Source organism: Candidatus Pelagibacter sp. PS_37, from assembly GCF_059417825.1.
Map to the genome: position 1 here is coordinate 347804 of NZ_CM182067.1, position 21136 is coordinate 368939.

The 21136-nt window shown below is 30.4% G+C and carries 28 protein-coding genes; 22 read left to right on the top strand and 6 right to left on the bottom strand.

Annotated elements, in window-relative coordinates; translation table 11 throughout:
* Window positions 1–40 precede the first annotated feature (40 nt).
* The 15 genes from AC5SL9_RS01845 (at window position 41) to AC5SL9_RS01915 (ending at window position 12987) form a co-directional block, all read left to right on the top strand.
* The gene (locus tag AC5SL9_RS01845) at window positions 41–913 is read left to right on the top strand and encodes a carbohydrate ABC transporter permease (protein WP_006997145.1); all 873 of its coding nucleotides are present in this window, start codon (window positions 41–43) and stop codon (window positions 911–913) included.
* Entirely contained in the window at window positions 903–1805 is a 903-nt protein-coding gene (locus AC5SL9_RS01850) for a carbohydrate ABC transporter permease (protein WP_006997144.1), read from the top strand. The genes AC5SL9_RS01845 and AC5SL9_RS01850 overlap by 11 nt, the downstream gene beginning before the upstream one ends.
* 1 nt (window position 1806) lies before the next feature.
* Complete coding sequence (locus AC5SL9_RS01855) at window positions 1807–2907, top strand: ABC transporter ATP-binding protein (protein ID WP_006997143.1); 1101 nt, start codon at window positions 1807–1809, stop codon at window positions 2905–2907.
* The gene (locus tag AC5SL9_RS01860; protein WP_006997142.1) at window positions 2908–3669 is read left to right on the top strand and encodes an SDR family NAD(P)-dependent oxidoreductase; all 762 of its coding nucleotides are present in this window, start codon (window positions 2908–2910) and stop codon (window positions 3667–3669) included.
* Between the two features lie 14 nt (window positions 3670–3683).
* A complete protein-coding gene (locus AC5SL9_RS01865) occupies window positions 3684–5459 on the top strand; it encodes an IlvD/Edd family dehydratase (protein WP_494574245.1) in 1776 nt (591 codons plus the stop codon).
* A 12-nt stretch (window positions 5460–5471) separates the two neighbouring features.
* Entirely contained in the window at window positions 5472–6215 is a 744-nt protein-coding gene (locus tag AC5SL9_RS01870) for an SDR family oxidoreductase (RefSeq protein ID WP_006997140.1), read from the top strand.
* A gap of 21 nt (window positions 6216–6236) precedes the next feature.
* Window positions 6237–7079, top strand: coding sequence for a fumarylacetoacetate hydrolase family protein (locus AC5SL9_RS01875; RefSeq protein WP_494574246.1), 843 nt, complete (start codon window positions 6237–6239; stop codon window positions 7077–7079).
* Window position 7080: 1 nt separating this feature from the next.
* A complete protein-coding gene (locus tag AC5SL9_RS01880; protein WP_494574247.1) occupies window positions 7081–7962 on the top strand; it encodes an SMP-30/gluconolactonase/LRE family protein in 882 nt (293 codons plus the stop codon).
* A 55-nt stretch (window positions 7963–8017) separates the two neighbouring features.
* On the top strand, window positions 8018–8887 hold the full coding sequence (locus tag AC5SL9_RS01885; RefSeq protein WP_006997137.1) for an NAD(P)-dependent oxidoreductase: 870 nt from the start codon (window positions 8018–8020) through the stop codon (window positions 8885–8887).
* The gene (locus tag AC5SL9_RS01890) at window positions 8884–9726 is read left to right on the top strand and encodes a fumarylacetoacetate hydrolase family protein (protein WP_494574248.1); all 843 of its coding nucleotides are present in this window, start codon (window positions 8884–8886) and stop codon (window positions 9724–9726) included. The genes AC5SL9_RS01885 and AC5SL9_RS01890 overlap by 4 nt, the downstream gene beginning before the upstream one ends.
* Before the next feature lie 6 nt (window positions 9727–9732).
* Window positions 9733–10440: a cytochrome c biogenesis CcdA family protein gene (locus AC5SL9_RS01895; protein WP_006997135.1), complete on the top strand. Its 708-nt coding sequence runs from the start codon at window positions 9733–9735 to the stop codon at window positions 10438–10440.
* Window positions 10441–10463: 23 nt separating this feature from the next.
* On the top strand, window positions 10464–11045 hold the full coding sequence (locus tag AC5SL9_RS01900; protein WP_006997134.1) for an FMN-dependent NADH-azoreductase: 582 nt from the start codon (window positions 10464–10466) through the stop codon (window positions 11043–11045).
* Window positions 11045–11851, top strand: a complete 807-nt coding sequence (locus AC5SL9_RS01905; RefSeq protein WP_006997133.1) for an inositol monophosphatase family protein — start codon at window positions 11045–11047, stop codon at window positions 11849–11851. Before AC5SL9_RS01900 ends, AC5SL9_RS01905 begins: the two co-directional genes overlap by 1 nt.
* Complete coding sequence (locus tag AC5SL9_RS01910) at window positions 11852–12421, top strand: DUF924 family protein (RefSeq protein ID WP_006997132.1); 570 nt, start codon at window positions 11852–11854, stop codon at window positions 12419–12421.
* Window positions 12422–12642: 221 nt separating this feature from the next.
* Window positions 12643–12987 (top strand): DUF952 domain-containing protein, encoded by a 345-nt coding sequence (locus AC5SL9_RS01915; RefSeq protein ID WP_006997131.1) that lies wholly within the window; start codon window positions 12643–12645, stop codon window positions 12985–12987.
* Window positions 12988–13318: 331 nt separating this feature from the next.
* Here AC5SL9_RS01915 and AC5SL9_RS01920 read toward each other — a convergent pair whose 3' ends face one another.
* The 5 genes from AC5SL9_RS01920 to epsC are packed head-to-tail and all read right to left on the bottom strand — an operon-like array spanning window position 13319 to window position 15842.
* A complete protein-coding gene (locus AC5SL9_RS01920) occupies window positions 13319–13651 on the bottom strand; it encodes a DMT family transporter (protein WP_006997130.1) in 333 nt (110 codons plus the stop codon).
* Entirely contained in the window at window positions 13651–13986 is a 336-nt protein-coding gene (locus AC5SL9_RS01925; protein WP_494574249.1) for a DMT family transporter, read from the bottom strand. Before AC5SL9_RS01925 ends, AC5SL9_RS01920 begins: the two co-directional genes overlap by 1 nt.
* A 49-nt stretch (window positions 13987–14035) precedes the next feature.
* The gene (locus AC5SL9_RS01930) at window positions 14036–14245 is read right to left on the bottom strand and encodes a hypothetical protein (RefSeq protein WP_027306630.1); all 210 of its coding nucleotides are present in this window, start codon (window positions 14243–14245) and stop codon (window positions 14036–14038) included.
* Window positions 14246–14259: 14 nt separating this feature from the next.
* Complete coding sequence (locus tag AC5SL9_RS01935; RefSeq protein ID WP_494574250.1) at window positions 14260–15264, bottom strand: cysteine synthase A; 1005 nt, start codon at window positions 15262–15264, stop codon at window positions 14260–14262.
* Window positions 15264–15842: a serine O-acetyltransferase EpsC gene (epsC, locus tag AC5SL9_RS01940; protein WP_494574251.1), complete on the bottom strand. Its 579-nt coding sequence runs from the start codon at window positions 15840–15842 to the stop codon at window positions 15264–15266. Before epsC ends, AC5SL9_RS01935 begins: the two co-directional genes overlap by 1 nt.
* A 75-nt stretch (window positions 15843–15917) precedes the next feature.
* Here epsC and AC5SL9_RS01945 point away from each other — a divergent pair, with 75 nt between their 5' ends.
* The 6 genes from AC5SL9_RS01945 to AC5SL9_RS01970 all read left to right on the top strand — a co-directional run bounded on the left by AC5SL9_RS01945 (window position 15918) and on the right by AC5SL9_RS01970 (window position 19867).
* Window positions 15918–16328, top strand: coding sequence for a VOC family protein (locus tag AC5SL9_RS01945; RefSeq protein ID WP_011281947.1), 411 nt, complete (start codon window positions 15918–15920; stop codon window positions 16326–16328).
* Window positions 16329–16336: 8 nt separating this feature from the next.
* A complete protein-coding gene (locus AC5SL9_RS01950; RefSeq protein WP_494574252.1) occupies window positions 16337–16657 on the top strand; it encodes a hypothetical protein in 321 nt (106 codons plus the stop codon).
* A gap of 17 nt (window positions 16658–16674) precedes the next feature.
* Entirely contained in the window at window positions 16675–16806 is a 132-nt protein-coding gene (locus AC5SL9_RS01955; RefSeq protein WP_494574253.1) for a hypothetical protein, read from the top strand.
* A gap of 98 nt (window positions 16807–16904) precedes the next feature.
* Window positions 16905–17780, top strand: a complete 876-nt coding sequence (locus AC5SL9_RS01960; RefSeq protein WP_494574254.1) for an inverse autotransporter beta domain-containing protein — start codon at window positions 16905–16907, stop codon at window positions 17778–17780.
* 8 nt (window positions 17781–17788) lie between these two features.
* A complete protein-coding gene (locus AC5SL9_RS01965) occupies window positions 17789–18508 on the top strand; it encodes a hypothetical protein (protein ID WP_494574255.1) in 720 nt (239 codons plus the stop codon).
* Between the two features lie 72 nt (window positions 18509–18580).
* Window positions 18581–19867, top strand: coding sequence for a hypothetical protein (locus tag AC5SL9_RS01970; protein WP_494574256.1), 1287 nt, complete (start codon window positions 18581–18583; stop codon window positions 19865–19867).
* Window positions 19868–19880: 13 nt separating this feature from the next.
* On the opposite strand, the gene AC5SL9_RS01975 is transcribed toward AC5SL9_RS01970, so the two are convergent.
* Window positions 19881–20039 (bottom strand): hypothetical protein, encoded by a 159-nt coding sequence (locus tag AC5SL9_RS01975; RefSeq protein WP_494574257.1) that lies wholly within the window; start codon window positions 20037–20039, stop codon window positions 19881–19883.
* A 125-nt stretch (window positions 20040–20164) separates the two neighbouring features.
* On the opposite strand from AC5SL9_RS01975, the gene AC5SL9_RS01980 reads away from it, so the two are divergent.
* Window positions 20165–21127: a hypothetical protein gene (locus AC5SL9_RS01980; RefSeq protein WP_020169279.1), complete on the top strand. Its 963-nt coding sequence runs from the start codon at window positions 20165–20167 to the stop codon at window positions 21125–21127.
* The last annotated feature ends 9 nt before the right edge of the window (window positions 21128–21136 follow it).

The following is a 21136-nucleotide window of genomic DNA, read 5'->3' on the forward strand; positions in this document are numbered from 1 at the left end:
GCGCTTTCATAAAAATGATAGCGCAGATCTAATTAAAAATATGTTTTGGTTAAAAAAAAATTTACCTAAATTAGTTCTAGTACCATCACTTGGAATTTTATCTTGGTTTGTGTATGGTTTTATTTTTTGGACGATTTATATTTCTTTTACAAAATCTAAGATGCTACCAAGGTACGAAATTTGGGGGATAGATCAGTATATTAGATTATGGAATATGCCAAGATGGCATGTAGCAGTTGAAAATTTACTAATATTTACAGTGTTATTTATAATCTTATGTATTGCTATTGGAATTCTTCTTTCAATATTACTGGACCAAAAGATTAGAGCAGAAGGTTTTTTAAGAACAATTTATTTATACCCTATGGCTTTATCGTTCATAGTGACAGGAACAGCTTGGAAATGGGTTCTAAATCCAACACTAGGCATTGAAAAGTTTGTTAATGATATGGGTTTTGAAACCTTTAAATTTGATTGGTTAGTAACACCAGAAATGTCAATCTACACGATAGTAATAGCCGGTGTATGGCAATCTTCCGGATTTATTATGGCAATTTTTTTAGCAGGCCTGAGATCGGTTGATGATGAAATTATTAAAGCTGCAAAAATAGATGGTGCAGGAATTTTTTCAATTTATAGTAAAATTATTCTTCCAATGATGAGACCAGTTTTTATGAGTGCAATAGTAATTTTGGTTCATTTATCAATCAAGAGTTATGATTTAATTATAGCACTAACCTCAGGTGGGCCAGGAATTTCATCAGATATGCCCGCAGTGTTTATGACTGCTATGGCTTTTCATAGAAGTGAAGTGGGACTAGCATCTGCAAGTGCGATAATGATGTTTTTAACAGTATCTGCAATTGTTGTGCCGTATTTGTATTCAGAATTAAAGAGGGAAAATGCAAGATAAAGAAAAATTAAATCTTAATAGATTAGAAGCAAATTCTAAAAGAAAAAATATTATCTATAGATGGATTTTATATTTTATATTAGGAATTTTTGTATTTTATTATTTAACTCCACTATATGTAATGATTGTAACATCATTTAAAACTATGCCAGAAATTAGACAGGGTAATTTATTTTCTTTACCAGAATCTATTAAGTTTGATGCTTGGAAACAGGCCTGGGATGGAGCTGGATTTACAGGAGGTGATGTTGTTCTTAAACCTTATTTTTGGAATTCTATTAAGTTAGTAGTCCCAGCAGTTATAATATCAACTTTACTTGGAGCTATTAACGGTTACGCTTTAACAAAATGGAGATTTAAAGGAGATTCATATATATTTCTATTATTTTTATTTGGAACTTTTATACCCTATCAAGCAATATTATTACCAATGGCTAGAACTCTAGGTGTCCTAGGAATGTCAAATTCAATAAGTGGGCTAATATTAGTTCATGTAGTATATGGAGTTTGTTTTACAACATTATTCTGCAGAAATTATTATGTATCTATTTCAGATGAAATGGTAAGAGCTGCAAGAATTGATGGAGCAGGATTCTTTAAAATATTTTTTAAAATTATCCTACCAATTTCTATTCCTATACTAGTTGTAACTGTCATTTGGCAATTCACACAAGTATGGAATGATTTTTTATTTGGAGCTACTTTTTCATTTGGGGAAGCAGCACCAATTCAAGTAGCCCTTAATAATTTGGTATTAACAAGTACAGCTGTCAAAAGATATAACGTAGATATGGCAGCAGCAATTATTACAGGTGTTCCAACATTAATAGTTTATATTCTTGCTGGAAATTATTTTATTAAAGGACTAACAGCAGGATCAGTGAAAGGATAATATGGCAACTTTAAAAATTAATGACATCAATAAAAACTTTGGAAAAACTGAAGTTTTAAAAGGAATTAATCTAGATATTAAACACGGTGAATTTCTTGTACTTTTAGGACCATCTGGGTGTGGAAAATCTACATTGTTAAATACAATTGCAGGTCTAGAAACATCCAATAGCGGGGATATTTTGATAGACGATCATAATGTAAATAATATGGAGCCAAGTGATAGAGATATTGCTTTAGTGTTCCAGTCTTATGCTCTTTATCCAGCAATGACTGTTAGAAAAAACGTTACCTTTGGACTGGAACAAAGAAAAACTCCAAAAGAAAAAATAGAAAAAGCATTAAATGATGTTTCTAATTTATTACAAATAACACAACTGTTAGACAGAAAACCATCTCAATTATCTGGTGGTCAACGTCAACGGGTTGCAATGGGTAGAGCGTTAGTAAGAGACCCCAAAATTTTTCTATTTGATGAACCGTTATCAAATCTTGATGCAAAATTAAGAGTTGAAATGAGAAGAGAAATAAAAAAACTACATCAAAAACTTGGAACTACAATAGTTTATGTTACACATGATCAAACGGAAGCTATGAGCTTAGGTACAAATATTGCAATTATGGATCATGGATTAATTCAACAATGTGATACACCTAAAAATATTTACAATAAACCTGAAAGTGTCTTTGTTGCAGATTTTATTGGATCTCCATCAATGAATTTGATTGAAGGTAAATTAAAGAAACATGATAATAATATTATTTTTATGCCCAATGGTTCAAATGATAGTATTAAAATACCAGTTGGGAACTACTCTTTTAAAAATAAATTTGAAAACACTGAACTAACTACTTATTTAGGAATTAGACCAGAACACATTTACTTTGATAAAATTAATCCTGATTGTTTTGAAATTGATTTAAAGTCGGAGCTTTTAGAATACACAGGTCATGAGCAAATAGTAACGTTTGATTATCTTGGACAACAAGTTCTTGGTAAGTTTGCATCTACATTTGATATAGAAATAAATAAAGAATTAAAATTAAATATTGATACATCTCAAATTTCTTTATTTGATAAAGATTCAAAAAAGAGGATTTAAATGACAGCTATTTATGAAGATTTAAAAAATAAAAGAGTTTTTGTAACTGGAGGCGGTTCTGGTATTGGTGCCTCTATCGTAGAGCATTTCTGTGAACAAGGTTCAGAAGTATATTTTATAGATATAAATGAGAAAGCATCAAATAAATTAGTTTTAGAATGTAAAAATAAAAATTTTTCTGTTCCTACTTTTATAAAGTGTGACCTATTAAATATAAAAGATTTACAAAATACTATATCAAAAATTATTGATAATAATGGAGCAATCGATGTTTTGGTAAATAATGCAGCAAATGATGAGAGACATTCTATCGATGAAGTAACTGAGGAATTTTGGAACGAAAGAATGAATATTAATTTAAGACATTATTTTTTTACAGTTCAGTCAGTTAAAAAAGCAATGATAGCAAATAAAAGTGGCTCCATTATAAATATTGGGTCTGTTTCATGGATGATTGGACAAGGTGGAATGGCTGCTTATACTGCTGCTAAATCTGGCGTTGTGGGTTTAACAAGATCTTTTGCAAGAGACCTTGGTGAGTTTGATATAAGAGTAAATTCAGTAGTTCCTGGTTGGGTGATGACAGAGAGACAAGTTGAGAAATGGTTAACACCTGAGTCTGAGGCAGATATGTTAAAAAAACAGTGTTTAAAACATAAGTTAATGCCCTCAGATATAGCTAAAACAGTTCTATTTTTTGGTTCTGATGCTTCATCTGGATGTACTAATCAAGATTATGTAGTCGATAAAGGTTGGTTATAATAAAATTCACAAAAATGAAAAAAAAAGAATTAAGAAGCAAACAGTGGTTTGATAATCCAAATGATCCAGCTCTTACTGCTCTATATTTAGAAAGATATCTAAATTATGGAATGACAAGACAAGAATTGCAATCTGGAAAGCCTATAATCGGAATTGCTCAATCTGGTAGTGATCTATCACCATGTAATAGACATTTTCAAGAATTAAGTAGTAGAATTAAGGATGGGATTAGACAGGCGGGAGGAATACCCATTGAATTCCCAACTCATCCTATTCAAGAAACAGGTAAAAGGCCTACAGCTGGTTTGGATAGAAACTTATCTTACTTGTCTTTAGTAGAAGTTTTATTTGGCTATCCTATAGATGGAGTAATTTTAACAACTGGTTGTGATAAAACTACGCCAGCAGCATTAATGGCTGCGGCAACTGTAAATATACCAGCAATAGTTTTATCAGGTGGTCCGATGCTTGATGGAAGTTATAAAGGAAAAAAAGTAGGTTCTGGAACTGTAGTTTGGGAAGCGAGAAAACTGCACGCAAAAGGAGAAATTACATATGATGAATTTATGGACATGGTTGCTGCATCAGCACCAAGCATAGGTCATTGTAATACAATGGGAACAGCATCATCTATGAACTCTATTGCAGAAGCATTAGGAATGTCTTTAACAGGTTGTGCGGTTATACCAGCTCCATACAGGGAAAGATCACAAATTTCATTTGAAACAGGAAAAAGAATTGTTGATATGATTCATGAAGATTTAACACCTTCAAAAATCATGACTAAAGAAGCATTCGAAAATGCAATATTAGTTGCAAGTGCAATAGGAGCTTCAAGTAATTGTCCACCACATCTCACAGCAATAGCAAGACATATGGGTTTAGAATTAGATATAGAAAATTGGCAAACAATAGGTCACGATATCCCATTACTTGTAAATTGTCAGCCAGCTGGCGAACATTTGATGGAAAGATTTTATAGAGCAGGAGGGGTTCCTGCAATTATGCAAGAATTATTAAAAAATAATAAATTACACAAAAACGTACTTACAGTATCAGGGAAAACTGTAGAAGAAAATTTAAAGATTAAAATAGATGTAGATAGTGATGTTATTAAATCATTTGAAAATCCACTAGTAGAAAATGCAGGTTATATCGTTATGAGAAGTAATTTTTTTAGTTCTGCTGTTATGAAAACATCAGTTATTAGTGATGAGTTTAGAAAAAGATATTTATCAGATCCAAAAAATAAAAATGTATTTGAAGCTAATGCCGTAGTATTTGAAGGACCAGAGGATTACCATTCAAGAATAAACGACGAAAAGTTAAATATAGATGAAAAATCAATTTTGATGATTAGAGGTTGTGGACCCGTAGGTTACCCAGGTTCTGCTGAAGTTGTAAATATGCAGCCACCAGATAGATTATTGAAAAAAGGGATTAACACTCTTCCAACATTAGGAGATGGCAGACAAAGTGGCACTTCAGAAAGTCCATCTATTTTGAATGTTTCACCAGAATCGGCTATTGGTGGGGATTTATTGATAGTTCAAACAGGAGATAAAATTAAGATTGATCTTAACAATAGAAGGATAGATTTGTTAATATCAGAGACTGAGATCTCAGATAGAAAAAAAAATACCAAGATCCCAGTATTAACAAACCAAACACCATGGCAGGAAATTTCCAGAAAAATGGTGGGTCAATTAGAAACAGGTGCTTGCCTAGAAACTGAATCTTTATATTTAGATATAACAAACACAAAAGGGATGCCCAGGCATTCACATTAAAAAAGGAAAAACATGAGCAATCGACTAGAAGGTAAAAATATTATTGTAACAGCTGCAGGCCAAGGAATTGGTAAAGCAACAGCTATAGCATTTCATAATGAAGGAGCAAATGTAACTGCAACAGATTTAAATAATAAAACTTTAGCTGAATTAAATAAAGAATATCCTAAAATTAAAGTTCAAACTTTAGATTCAACAGACAATAATGCTATTTCAGAATTTATGAAAAGTGTTGATAAAGTTAATGTTTTATTCAACGCAGTAGGTTTTGTTCATCATGGAACTATTCTAGAATGTGAAGAAAAAGATTGGGATTTTTCTTTTGATGTAAATGTCAAATCTATGTATCAAATGTGTAAAGCAATTTTACCTTTAATGGTTAAGCAAAATGGTGGAAGTATAATTAACGTTTCGTCATGTGCCTCTAGCCTTAAAGGTTTTCCAAATAGATTTGTTTACGGAACTACAAAAGGAGCAGTAATTGGCTTAACTAAATCAATAGCTGCAGATTTTGTAAAACAAAATATTAGATGCAATTCTATTGCACCAGGAACAGTATTTTCACCTTCTTGGCAAGATAGAGTTAATCAAAGCCCGGACCCGGTACAAGCAAAGAAAGATTTTATAGCAAGACAACCAATGGGAAGACTAGGAACAGCAGAAGAAATAGCTGCTGTAGCAGTTTATTTAGCTGGAGACGATGCAACATTTACTACAGGAACAACAATTTCTGTTGATGGTGGAATTTCAATTTAATAAATTAAGAAAAGGAAAATTATGAAACTATTAAGAGTAGGTGTTAAAGGAAAAGAAAAACCAGCAGCATTAGATAAAAATGGAAAATTTAGAGATTTAAGTTCTCATATTACTGATTTAAATTCAGATACTGTAAATTTTGAAACTATTAAAAAATTAGAAAGTATAGATTTAGAAAGTTTACCTGAAATTTCAAATTCTGAGAGAATAGGAGCTTGTATTAATAAGCCAGGAAAGTTTGTAGCAATTGGTTTAAATTATTCTGACCATGCAGCAGAATCTGGTATGGATGCTCCATCAGAACCTATTGTATTCATGAAAGCGACAAGCTCAATTAATGGTCCTAACGATGATATTGAAATTTCAAAAGATTCAAAAGAGCTTGATTGGGAAGTAGAATTGGGAATAATTATCGGAAAAGACACTAAAAATATTAGTGAAAAAGAGGCTGAAAATCACATTCTTGGATATTGTTTAGTAAACGATGTGAGTGAAAGAGAATGGCAACTTAAAAAAATGGGACAATGGGTTAAAGGAAAATCACATGATACTTATGGACCAATTGGACCTTATTTAGTTACCAAGAATGAAATCTCCGACATTAACAGTCTTAATTTAAGCTTAGATGTTAATGGGCAAAGAATGCAAACTGGAAACACAGATAAAATGATTTTTAATGTGTTCTTTATTGTTTCATATTTAAGTAAGTACATGACGTTACAAGCGGGTGATATCATTACGACTGGAACACCTCCAGGAGTAGGTATGGGAAAAAAACCACAGGTATTTTTAAAAGCAGGTGACACAATTAGATTATCAATTGATAATTTAGGTGAACAAAACTCAAAAGTTGTAGCTGAATAATTTGAATATCATAACTTCAAAGCCCAAAGTTATATGGAATTCGAAAACAATATTAGGTGAAGGCACCTTATGGGTGCCATCACACAATTCAATTTACTTTGTTGATATTAAGAAAAAAAAGATTTTTACTTTAAATGTTAAAACTAATAAAAGAAGAATTATAAAGATTAATAAAGAAATTGGGTTTCTAGCTCACATTAAAAAAGATATCTTTATACTTGGTTTACAATCAGAGCTTAGAATTGTTAATCTAAAAAATAAAGAAACTATTAGATCTATTCCAATTGAAGAAGACAAACCTCTAAATAGAATAAATGATGGAAAAATTGATCCTGAAGGTAGATTGTGGTTTGGTACTATGGATAATCTTGAGAGAAACATTAAAAATGGATCTTTATATTGCTTAGATAAAAAACTTAATATTCATAAAGTCGATAAAAAATACTATATTACAAATGGTCCTGCTTTTATTAACTCTGAAAACTTCTTACATACTGATAGTCGAAGTAAAACAATTTATAAAATTAGAATAAATAAAAAATACAAGATAATTAAAAAGACAAAATTTTTAAAATTTTCAAAAATAGATGGCTCACCCGATGGAATGACAATTGATTCAAAAAAAAATGTTTGGATTTGTCATTATGGTGGAGCATGTATTTCTGTTTATAATTCAAGAGGTAAAAAAATTCACAAAATTGAATTACCAGCAAAAAATATTACTAATTGTACGTTTGGTGGATTGAGTAATAATGAAATTTATATATCAACTGCCTTAAAGGGTATGACTAAAAATGAAATTAAGAAATATAAACTTTCAGGCTCTTTTTTTAAAATTAAAACAAATGTTAAGGGGATTAAGTCAAAATCCTTTAAAATATAAAAATTACAAAGTGATTAACTGTAGTTTAAAAATATTATAGGATATAATAAATCATATGCAGAATATTAGCTTTATTGGAATTGGTCTTATGGGGTTTCCAATGGCAAAAAACCTTCTTAAATCAGGCTTTAACTTAAGAGCTTATAATAGATCTCAAGATAAAGCAGATAGATTAAAAGAATTTGGAGCAGAAATATCTACATCTATCAAAGACGTTGTTACAAATTCTGATGTAATTATTACGATGCTTACAGATGATGCTGCAGTAGAAAAGGTAATGGGCAGTGATGAGTTTATATCTAATATTAAAGAGGGAGCTACTGTAATTGATATGAGTTCAGTTAATCCCGTTATTACAAAAAAATATTTTAAGATTTTAAAAGAAAAAAATATTAATTATTTAGATGCACCTGTATCTGGCGGAACAATTGGTGCAGAAGAAGCCTCTCTTGCTATTATGGTAGGCGGTGATGAAGAAACATTTAAACAATGTTATGATCTTCTTAAAATATTAGGCAACCCAACTTTAGTTGGACCTGTTTCCTCTGGCCAAATTTCAAAACTAGCAAATCAAATAATTGTTGGTGTTACCATTGGAGCTGTAGCAGAAGCTGTTACATTATGTGAGAAATCAGGCACTAACCCAAATAAAATGATTGAAGCTTTATCAGGGGGTTGGGCTGATAGTAAAATATTGCAAACTCACGGAAAAAGAATGATCAACAAAGATTTTACCCCAAAAGGAAAAACTACAACACAACTAAAAGATATGACTAACATTATTAATGCTGGAAAAGCAGCTGAAACTCATTTGCCTATTTCTAGTTTAGTTAAAGAAATGTATAAAGATTTAGTAGCAGATGGTCAGGGAAATACAGATCATAGCTCTTTATATAAAGCAATAGAAAAAATAAATAAAAAATGAAATTTTTAAGAATTGGAAAAGAAGGTCAAGAAATTCCTGTAGCATTAGATAAGGATGGAAAATATAGAAATCTATCATCAATTATTAAAGACTTAAATCCTGAAAGTATTAATTTTGAAACTTTAGATAAAATTAAAGATATAAACTTAGAAAGTTTGGAAGAAATAAATCAAAATGAAAGAATAGGATCTTGTATTTCTAAACCTGGAAACTTTTTTGCAATTGGTTTAAATTATGTGGAACATGCAAAAGAAACTGGTGCGAAAACACCTGAAAACCCAGTTCTATTTAATAAGTCTGTTCATTCTATAATTGGACCAAATGACAATGTAATCATCCCCAAGACTTCAAAAAAATTAGATCATGAAGTTGAAATTGCTTTTGTCATAGGAAAAAAAACAAAAAGAGTTTTAGAAAAAGATGCACAAGATTATATTTTTGGTTATTGTATTTGTAACGATATCAGTGAACGTGAATGGCAAAAAGAAAAAGGAGGTCAGTGGGTAAAGGGTAAATCTGGTGATACATTTGGACCTTTAGGGCCTTATTTAGTAACTAAAGATGAAATTCAAGACCTTAATAATTTAAATTTAACGCTAGATGTTAATGGTCACAGACATCAAACAGGTAACACCAATCAGATGATTTTCAATTTTAACTTCTTGGTAGCTCATATTACAAGTTTTATAACGTTAATGCCTGGTGATATAATTACAACAGGAACTCCTCCTGGAGTTGGTCTTGGCATGAGTCCTCCTGTTTTTTTAAAAGATGGTGATAACATGGAGCTATCAATTGATAATCTTGGAAAACAAAACCTAAAAGTGTTAGCTGAATAATATTTAATGTTAGAATTATTTATTGCATTTGGCGCAGGGTTAATTAGCTTTTTATCCCCATGCGTCTTACCACTAATTCCTGGTTATGTTTCATTTATTACTGGCAGTACATTAAATGAAATTTTAGAAAAAAAGAAAATAGATTTATTGCCGTTGATAGTTTTTTCATTAGGTTTTTCTTTTGTATTCATTGTCTTTGGTGCAACTGCTTCTTTCTTAGGACAAATTCTTTTACAAAATTCTCAAATTTTAAGAACTATTGCTGGAGTTATAATAATCATATTCTCTCTTCAATTAATTGGTGTTTTAAATATTAAATTTCTCAATGTTGAAAAGAAATTTTATACAAAAAAATCAAATAATATTTTCTTTGTATTTATTATTGGAATGGCATTTGGCTTTGGATGGACACCGTGTATTGGCCCTATTTTAGGATCAATTCTTGCTTTAGCTTCTACTGAAGAAACTATTTATAAAGCAATTTTACTGTTAAGTTTTTACTCACTTGGATTAGCGATACCTTTTGTTCTATCAGGTTATTTGATGCAAAAGTTTTTACTATTTTCGAAAAATTTCAAAAGAAATATTAATTTGGTTACAAAAGGAGGGGGTATAATACTTTTAATTACAGGAATTTTAATTTTAACAAACCAATTACAAGTTCTTGGCTATTATATTCTAAATTATTTACCATTTTTACAAAATTTCGGTTAGAAACTACTAAAGATAATTAATTCATGAAAATATATCAAATTGACACCAGTGCTAGAAAAGAAGGTTCTACCTCAAGAGCTTTAGCAAAAAAATTATTGGACAAAATTAAAAAGCCAGAAGATCAAGTTGTTTACCGAGACCTTAATGACGAAATGATCTTTATTTCTAATTTAACTGAGTCAGGAATGAAAATTCCTGATGGTGAGCAAACAGAGCAACATAAGAAAATGTTTGAAATGTCAGATAAACTAGTCATGGAGTTAAAAGAAAGTGACACAATTATAATTTCTGTACCGATATATAATTTTGGGCCACCAGCAACACTAAAAGCCTGGGCGGATTTAGCAGCAAGAGTTAAAGAGACATTTAAATATAATGAAGACGGAAGCAGGGTAGGTTTGCTTGAAGACAAACAGGTTTATCTCATAATCACTTCTGGTGGCACAAAAATCAATAGTAAGGATGATTTTTTAACACCTTGGCTAACTCATGTTTTAAATTTTTTTGGTATAAAAAAAATAGATATTATTGCTGCAGATCAATTGGCTATAGACTATGAAAAATCAATTAAAGAAGCAGAAAGTCAAATTGAGAACATAATATAATGAGTTTATTAAGTGTGAAAGAGTACAAGTTATATTCGAACTTTTTAAATACTTTAGCAAAGAATTTAAATAAATTTTATTATTCAAAACTTAATAAAACTTTTGTGATATCTAATAAGCTTAAAGGTAAAGGATATGATCCTGTTACCACATCTGACAAAGCATTTGAAAAATTTATTAGGTTAAAAATTAAACAAAAATTTCCAGGTCATCAAGTTATAGGTGAAGAATTTGGCCACAAAAAATCAACTAGTGACTTTACATGGGTGATAGATCCAATTGATGGAACAAGATCATATGTAATAGGCAACCCTACATGGAGTAATTTAATATCTCTTAATTATAAAGGAAACCCTGTTGTAGGTTTAGCAAATTTTCCTGTTTTAAATAAATACTATTTAAATACTAATAATAAAAAAGCTTATGTATTTGAGAATAACAAGAGAAAAAAAATCTCAGTTTCAAAAGATATACTTTTTTCTAACATAAAAGTTTCTGGGGCTTTTCATGGAGCAGTTAGTCTTAAACAACAAATGAAGATCCCAAAAGTTTTAAAATTAATGCAATTTCCAACTGCAGATGCATTAAGTTATTCTCATCTATGTGAAGGAAAAATTGATGTTGTATTTCAGGCTACAAATAAAATTTGGGATATTCATCCACTAATGCCAATTATAAAAGCAGCAGGTGGAGTTGTAACTACTTGGGATAATAGAGATGCAGTTAACGCAGGAAATATTTTAGTATCTGCAAATCAGCTAATACATAATAAAATGCTTAAACTTTTAAAACCAGTTTCTAAATAAATGTCTGTAGTACCTACCAAGGCTCAAGAAATAATTGATTTCTGGTTTAAAGAAACTCCAATTGAAAAAAGATTTAAAAGAGATGAAAAACTTGATGCTTCTATTAAGAAATTTTTTTTAAAAGATTTTGAATTAGCAAGTACAAGTGAATATGATGATTGGCAAGACACTCCATTGGGAAGCTTAGCACTAGTTATTTTGTTTGATCAATTTTCAAGAAACATGTTTAGAGACGACTCAAAAGCTTTTAGTCAAGACCATAAAGCAAGATTAATAGTTAATGATTCTGTTTATGCTGGATTTTTAGATGACATGGATCAGGATCAACGATTATTTATGCTACTACCACTCATTCATAGTGAGGAGATAACTGATCATGATATGGCCTACTATTTACTCGATAAATATTTAAAAGATCATCCAGATTTAGTTTCTATAAAAAAATCTTGGAAATATCACACATTAGCAATTAAAAAATTTCATAGATATCCCCATCGAAACATAGTGTTAGATAGAAAATCTACTCCTGAGGAAATAGAGTTCCTAGGTCAACCAAACTCATCCTGGTAAATCGTTCACTAAGTGAACAGATAAAATAAAATATTCAATATTTACATTCTATTAGTGACAAATAGTCATTTTAATATTGAAATTTACTATCTATAAGGGGCTCATAAAATTAAAAAAAATTAACATTATCTTCTCTCTCTATTAGATAGTTAATATTAACTTCCCTCTTTTGAGGGAAGTTTCTTATTGTCAATATCCCTCCTGAATAATATAAATTTTTAATGAACTTTAAGTTTGTTTATAAAATATGCACCAAATCTGAGTGGCAAGAAGCTAAAAGTAAAGGTCAATTAACTGGTTCTAAAAAAGATTTAGAAGATGGTTACATTCATTTTTCAGGTGATGATCAGGTTGCCGGAACTCTTCAAAAGTTTTACAAAAATCAAAATGATTTAATTTTATTAAAGGTTGATACTTTAAAGTTAGATCATTTAGTTTGGGAACAAGCATCAGATGGAAATATGTTTCCACATTTATATTCGCCACTAGATATTTCTAATGTAGTTGATGAATTTGATATTATTTTAAATGATGATGGCAATCATGTGTTGCCAGATATTTTTTGACCGCTTTATTAAGGGGGTCACCCTTTCGGTAAACTCCAAAAGAGTTCCCCTGTAAGTGAGCGGTATACGCTAAAATCTATAATAATAGATTCATATTTTATTGGTCTTATCTAGTCTTTGATTATTTAATCACACCAGTTATGTGTCAGGTGGTGATAAGTTCATAATCATCCTCCTTTATTGATATTTATAGATTAACATTTTTGAATATTGTATTCAAAATATTTATTTCACTTTATGTTAAATATATTTATTGAATGCAACCTAGCAAAACTGTAGGATTTCGATAATTTTAGAAACTCTCCTAACTAGCTTTATTTAAATAATTTTATTAATTATTCCCTAAAAGATTTACCATTAGTACACCCACAATAATAAAACACAAACCAACTATCGAATAAAGATTTGGAACTTGATTATATTTGATTATGCCAACACCTACAGTTGAGATAATCGCAAGACCCGCAAATGATGCGTAAGTAATTCCCATTGGAATATTTTTCATCACCATTGATAAGGCATACATGCATAAAACTATAGTAATTGCCGTAATAATACTTGGAACAAGTAGAGTAAAACCTTCAGCGCTTTTTGCAAAACTATTTGAAGCAACACCTAGTACTACTGCTAAAGCTAGAAATAAGTAGGAAGTTGTCATATTCATTAATTAGTTTTTCCCATTGTATTTAATAATATAACACCAATAATAATTAAAGATATTCCAAGAACAGCATAAAGGTTTGGTGTTTGATTATATTTCACAACACCAAAAATTGTTACAGCAGTAATAGTGAGCCCCCCGTAAGTAGCGTAAGTAAAGCCAACAGGTATAACATTCATTGCCTTAGATAAACAAAAGATACATGCAACAATTGTAATAATGCAAAAAAGAGTAGGGTAAATATTTGTAAAGCCCTCTGTAGCTTTTAAGAAACCATTAGAGGAAATACCAAGTATTATTGCTAACACTAGAAATATGTAACCACTAGCAAGATTCATCTAAATATCTTAAATGAAATATTGTTAGAGGTATATAATTATTTAGATATTACCACCAACCCATTACGCGACCATTACCAGCTATAATCAATAGGCAAGTTAGGACATGAAGTAGAATCCAAAATGTTCTAAAGGCTAATGCTTTTTTAACATCGTTTTGTTTTATAGGTAAAAATTCAGGTTTGTCTTTGTCATTAATACCTATGGGCATCCCAACTGTTCTTGCCCAAATTTTTAACCAACGTCTTTGACCAGTCATAATTTTATTTAAATTTAATCAATCCAATTAGGAAAAGGTAATCCTTTTTCTTCAAGAAAAGATTTGTTAAACATTTTAGTAGCGTACTTATCACTTTTATCACAAAGAATTGTTACAATAGTTTTTCCAGGACCAAGCTCTTTACCTAATCTAATTGCACCAGCAATATTAATTCCACAACTAGTACCAAGGCTTAAACCTTCATTTTCAATTAAATCATAAAGTATAGGAAGCGCTTCATGGTCATCAATAGAGTAGGCGTCATCTATTTTAGCATTTTCAAAATTCTTTGTTACTCTACTTGATCCAATACCTTCAGTAATAGAACCACCTTCAGATTTTAATTCACCATTTTTTATATAATTATAAAGAGCAGATCCTTTTGGATCAGATAAAAATATTTTAATATCTTTATTTTTTTCTTTAAGAGCATTGCTTACTCCTGAAATTGTTCCACCTGTTCCAGATGAACATACAAAACCATCAACTTTACCTTCGGTTTGTTCCCAAATTTCTTGTCCTGTTCCTTCATAGTGGCCCTTAGCATTTGCAACATTGTCAAATTGGTTAGCCCAAACAACTCCATTATTATTTGAAGGTCTTAATTCATCAGCAAGTTTTGCTGCAACTTTTACAAAATTAGCATCATCTTTATAAGGTTTAGCTGGAACTAACCTTAAATCAGCACCAATGTTTCTAAGAAGATCTTTTTTTTCTTGGGTTTGGTTATCATTCATTACAATGATTGTTTTATATCCAAGTGAGTTACCAAGTAGACATAAGCCTATACCAGTATTTCCAGCAGTACCTTCAACTATTGTTCCACCTTTGGAAATTAATTTTTTGGTCTCAGCATCTCTAATTAAAGCAAGTGCCGCTCTGTCTTTAACAGACCCACCTGGGTTCATAAATTCTGCTTTACCATAAATATTACAACCAGTTATTTCTGATGCAGCTCTAAGTTTGATTAAAGGAGTATTACCAATTCCAGAAATAAAGTTGTCTTGAATATTTTTCATTAGTTTGAAGTATTTTTATCTACCTCTTCTACAGCATAAGGTTTAAATTCTTCAGTCGCTGTTCCAACATTTTTAGCAGGTATTCCAACCATTACTGCATTTTCAGGAACATTTTTAGTAACTACTGCATTAGCTCCAATTTTAGCATTAGCACCAATTATTACAGGGCCTAATATTTGAGCACCAGAACCAACGACTACACAATCACCTAATGTGGGGTGTCTCTTAACTTGTCTCTGTTCGTTTGAATTAATACTTGGTGCGATCCCACCTAAAGTTGCCATATGATAAATGGTTACATTATTTCCAATTTCTGAAGTCTCACCGATTACAACACCCATACCATGGTCAATAAATAAATTTTTTCCAATCTTAGCTCCTGGATGAATTTCTATTCCAGTAAAAAACCTAGAGAGTTGAGAAATTATTCTTGCAACTAAATGAAATTTAGCAAGTTGAAAAAAATTAGCAATTCTATGAAAAAAAACTGCTTTAACACCAGGGTAAGTTAAAATTAAACTTAGTTTAGATTTTGCCGCAGGGTCTCTGTCAATTATAGATTGTAAAAAGTCGTTCATTTTTTTGCTAGTGTTGATTATAATTTTATATTGCTTTATATAAGCTTTAAATAAGCAATTTAAAGAGGAAAATCCATGTACAAAAATACCAACTGTTTTCATTTAGCAATACCTTGTGGCGATTTAGAGAAAGCAAAACATTTTTACAGTGAAATATTAGGGTGCCGATTAGATAACTCAGCTCAAGAATGGGCAGATGTAGATTTTTGGGGAAATGAATTAACTCTTCACGCAAGCGAGCATAAACTTGAAAGCGAAAGACATGATGTTGATATGGGTAACGTTTCTGTTCCTCATTTCGGTGTACATTTATCTAGAGAAAATTTTGATGCTCTTAAAAGTAGACTAAGAGAAAAAAATACCAAATATTATGATGAGCCATATTTAAGATTTAAAGGAACAAAATATGAGCAAGAAACATTCTTTGTTAAAGATCCTAATGAAAATATTTTAGAGATCAAAACATTAACTGCAAATCCTGGCTAAACTTTTAAATGACAAATAAAGTAGCTGCATACAGTGAAATTTTATATCATTTAATAAATTTTCGAACAGACCAATTCCAACAATTAAAAAAGATGTTAGGAATTGATTACGATTCTTTCATGATACTTTCTGTTATGGGGGCCCATTATTTAAAACATAGTGATAAGTTAGGATCAGATTGGGAAGCTGTATGGGAAAATTTAAGAACATCAAAAATAGAGGAGTTTTATATAGCACGTAAGTTAACAATTTATGCTGTAGCAAATATTTTAAATTTACCAAAAGAAACTGTTAGAAGAAAAATAGAAATTTTAAAAAAAAAAAATTAATAAATCATTCAACTAAAATGGGTCTTTTACCAACAAACAAAACCGAAGAAATAATGAAACCTTTTGCTGAAATTGAATTAAAAACTCTTTCAAAATTTCTAAAAAATCTAAAAAAAAATAACACTTTAGAAAAAGTTTTAAATTTCTAATATTTGTAATACCTTTAAAACCTATTTTGGGTCTATAAAACCTAAATTGGGTTTTTTTTTATTATCAATTTTTTTTTATTTTTATAATAATTTGTTTAATGAAATTTATAAAAATATTTTTAACATCACTCTGTTTAATAATCACAACTGTAGCTAATGCAGATGTAGCCTCTCAAGCTTTAAATAAAGTATCTGAAAAAATATCAAATTTAATCCCAGGAGAAGGAATTACTGAAGTGTCTTTAGATTATAATGATGGTGATGAGGATCAGCTTAACTTCTCAATATTAGGGGTAAGAGATATTGAAGCCACAGATAATTCTAACTTTTTTACTCAATTTAGCTTAATGAACCAAGAGATAAATAGCTCTGGAAGAATTATTGGAAACATAGGCTTAGGTTATAGAAAACTATCTGAAGATAAAAATTTTATGTTTGGCGCAAATACTTTCTACGATAGAGATTTGACAGATGGTCAAGACAGATTAGGCCTTGGTATTGAAGCTAAAGGTTCAATTTTAGATTTAAGTGCAAATAGCTATACAAAAATTTCAAACTCTGAAGTTGTTAATGGTGATAGAGAGCAAGTTTTATCTGGTTGGGATTTTAACTTAACATCTCAAATTCCAAGAGCACCATGGGCTAGAATTAATTATAATGGTTATAAATGGGAAGCTGAAAAAGGATCTCTTGATCAAAAAGGTAATATTTATTCTCTAGAACTAGATGTAACAAACTCAGTAGAAATTGTTGCAAGTTTAGACAAATCTTCACTAAATGGTGTGGATGATGAAACTTCTTTAAGTATTAATTATATTTATCCACCAAAAGAAAAATCTATGGTGATGTCTGACGGCTTATCAAATGACATGTATGAAAAAAGCAACATGGAACAAAAATTAAAAGAAAAAGTTAGAAGAAGAAATAAATTAGTAATGGAAATTCAAGGATCAGTCGTCATGACTAAAAAATAATTATGAATATGATTAAAAATTTAATTTCAAAAATATTTATTATTATTTTTTGTTTAATCTTTACGAATAATTTATTTGCTGCAACAAATGTTAAAGGAGCTGCAACAGAATATATAATAACAATGACTAAAGTTGAATTATGTGAAACTGGAAGCACAATATCTAATTGTTTAAACCCTATAAATATAACAACTGGTAATGGTGCAACAGCCGACATAGCTTCAGTAGAAGCTGGAGTAACAGCAGCAACAGTTGCAGATTTTGGAAAAGCTACATTAGGAAAAACTTATACGTATATTCAAACAACCATGTCAAGAGCAATGACGATAACAGGAACTGCAGGAAATTGTAAAACTAAAGCAGGTATAAACGGGTCTTTAGGTGGTTCTGCAGGAGGTGCAGCAGTTGGTCATGCTGGTACAGCGGGCTCTGCAATATTATATGTTCCGCACTTTACGCAGGATACTACAAATTATTCTATGATGGAGGGATCAAATGCTGACGGTAGTTCATTGGCTACATTAGCAACTGTAAGAACAACTGATACACATTTTAGATCAAGACAAATTTTAACATCACCTTACACTCCTGTTGCTGGATCAAGCCCTACAGTTTTTGTAGCATTTGACACTTCAGTTGCCGTAAACGAGCTTAATGATGCATCTTGTACAGATGCTGGATTGCAAGCTGCACCACCTACTGTAACTCTAACAGTTCAAGGTCAGTAATCTTTTATTTTACAAAATTTAATTTTTGTAATTTAATATCACAATTAAAATGATAATCTTATCTTCATTAATATGAAAAATATTCTAATTCTTATTTTTACAATATTATTTTCTTCAATTGCACATGCTGGATTAAATGAAGTAGGTTCAGGAGGTTTTTATCAAGAAGATTGCAAAGAAACTATTTTAGGAGACTATAAAAGAAGTTATGAACAAGCAAAATCAGAAGGTAGGGATTTTATAATGTATGTATCTATTTCTGAAGATGGCTGTTCATCAGGCGCATCAATGCCAATGTATGGGATTAATAAGAAGGGCCATAAGAGTGCATACAAATATTGTAAAAAAAATGCAAAAAAATTTACTAAGGCAGATTGTTTTATTTTTTCAATTAATGATGAAATTGTCTGGAAAGATTACGATCAACTTAGTGTAAGCCAAAAAGACTTAGATAGAGAAAGACAATCAAAACCATTTTTTTTAGATGAAGATAAAAAGCCAGGAAGGTTTATTGAAGACCAGCCAGATATTACTAATGATTTTCAAATTCATATTATCTACACCCTTTACAAAGATTCGAAAGATAATGAGGGGGACATAAATGGAAAAGTTGAAGAATTAATTAAAGTTGCAAATGATTGGACATATAAAAAAACTAAAAAAGCTAACGAAAAATCAAATACCATGAATGGTGAAGGTCAAAGAATGAAATTTGATTATAGAAAAGATGGAAAGTTAGATATTAGTTTTATTCGTCTTGGAGTAACTAAAAAAGAATTTAGAGATTGTAGTGGCAGTTGTGGAAATTTGGCAGAGCGAACAATTATCAATGCTGGGTTTAATAACCCAAAAAAAATATATGTAAATTTTGGTGATTATTCATATGCTGAGTGGCCTTATTCAGCAGGTTTTCCAATTTTTAATATTTTTTCAACAGCAAGTGGTAGTAGATTAAATAAAAGTGAAGTTGGTTATTTTTTATTACATGAAGCTTTGCACTCAATGGGTGGAATATATTCGTGTTCACCAAAACATGTTAATGGGCATAATACTAATAAATCCTCAGACATGATGAGCTTACAAGGTGATGGAAGAAATATGACTTTGGATCCAAAAAATGACGATTATTGGGGTCATAAAAATTTATCATGTCCCGATCTTCAAGATAGTGTCTATTTTACACCAACATCAGATACACCTTTTGATCCATTTGAGGTTACCTGTTTATCAAAAGATAAATGGAAAATTACCAAACATGACTACAAAAATTTTGAGGATAGAAGAGGGATAGGTTATCAATGTTTCTACACAAGAGATGATGTCACTGCTCCTTGGGAAAAAGAACTTGGTATCTACTAACTTTAAAGTTTGCTTAAGGAATTAACCAAGTATCTTTATTATTCTCTAAATCAAACTTAGCACGACGGTGACCTTTGGCTGCTAAATACTGAAGAACTAATGAAAGCTTTTGCTCGAATTGAATTGAAAACTCTTTCAAAATTTCTAAAAAGTCTAAAAAAAAATGGTTCATTAGACGTAGTTCTAAGATTTTAAAGATTAATAATAATTTTAAAACCTATTTTAGGTTTATATAACCTAAATTGGTTTTTATTAACTTTACTATTTTTAATAATTATTTTAGAATTTATTACATAAATGATTAAAATTTTATCAATAACTCTAATTTTATTTTTTTCATTCTTATCAACATCTTTTTCAGCTAAGGATATTAAAGATTTTGAAAAAATAGATTTATCTAAAGATCAAAAGCCTGGAAGATATTTTGAAGATCAGCCTGATATAACTGACGATCATCAAATACACTTTATTTATTTACTGCCATCTGATGCTGAGGATAGAGAGCTAGATATCAATGGTAAAATGCAGGATATTTTGGAAAAAGCTAATGATGCAATGCTTGAGGCTACTAAAGTAAACAAAGGTTCTGGAGGAGTAGGTAAAAAATTTAGATATGATTATAGAGAAGATGGAAAACTAGATATCACTTTTATTAGAACGAGTAAGAACTGGAAAGAATTAAAAGATAACAGTGTTAATACCCAAATGGGACATTATTTTCACCAATTTGGTGGTTTCACAAATAAGAAGAAAACATATTTTTTATGGACCGATGTTAATGCTGGAAATCATGGTGGAGATGCTGGCGTTGGAATAGGTGGAATTTTTGTAAGAAGCAATGGTCATAACAATGAAGAAAGATTAACACAGATTAATATACATGAATTGTTTCATACTCAGCTAATGGGAATAAGATGTATTAAAGGTATGAAAAAAATTCACTATTCAGATCATTATAACGGTGGCACTGATCATATGCTAAGTGTCGGCTTTAAATTAAATAGAAATTTGTATACTCATGATATTGAAGGGTGTCCTCAGTTAATTGATAGTGTTTATCTAACTCCAACATCTAAAGATCCATATAATCCGTATGATATTATGTGTGAAAGAAATCTTGGAAAGTACACACATCCAAAGCTAGTTAAGATTATGTCTAAAGCTGAAAAATCAAACAAATGGTACAAGAATAGAATTGGACCAACTTGTAATTGGAGAAACTGGACTAATAAGTTTGACTGGTTTGGACCAATGAATTAATTATTGATA